This window comes from Nocardioides caeni, assembly GCF_004912195.1.
Taxonomy (GTDB): Bacteria; Actinomycetota; Actinomycetes; order Propionibacteriales; family Nocardioidaceae; genus Nocardioides; species Nocardioides caeni.
This window is the reverse complement of sequence record NZ_STGW01000037.1, coordinates 1,446-1,662: the sequence shown is the minus strand read 5'-3', so window position 1 is coordinate 1,662 and position 217 is coordinate 1,446. Positions and strand designations below refer to the sequence as shown.

The following is a 217-nucleotide window of genomic DNA, read 5'->3' as shown; positions in this document are numbered from 1 at the left end:
CGAAGGATCAACTTCGTACACCACGCCACGGGACTTGACCGTTCGCCCAGCGGACAAGTCCCTCCGCGACATGGAGGGCGCACCCAGCCTGGTGAGCGTTCGTGTCTCGAAGTATCCGAAGCCAGAGGTCCGCCGCTTCTATGAAGCGACCGGCTGGAGCGACAACTTCGCACCTGGCCCCGAAGTGTCTGACTGGATCTGACGCCCGCTCATGGCG

At 63.1% G+C, this 217-nt stretch carries 1 protein-coding gene; it reads left to right on the top strand.

The window, feature by feature from the left end; genetic code table 11:
- A partial coding sequence (locus tag E9934_RS20390) for a hypothetical protein (RefSeq protein ID WP_238695065.1) occupies window positions 1-202 on the top strand: 202 nt, incomplete at its 5' end.
- Window positions 203-217 lie beyond the last annotated feature (15 nt).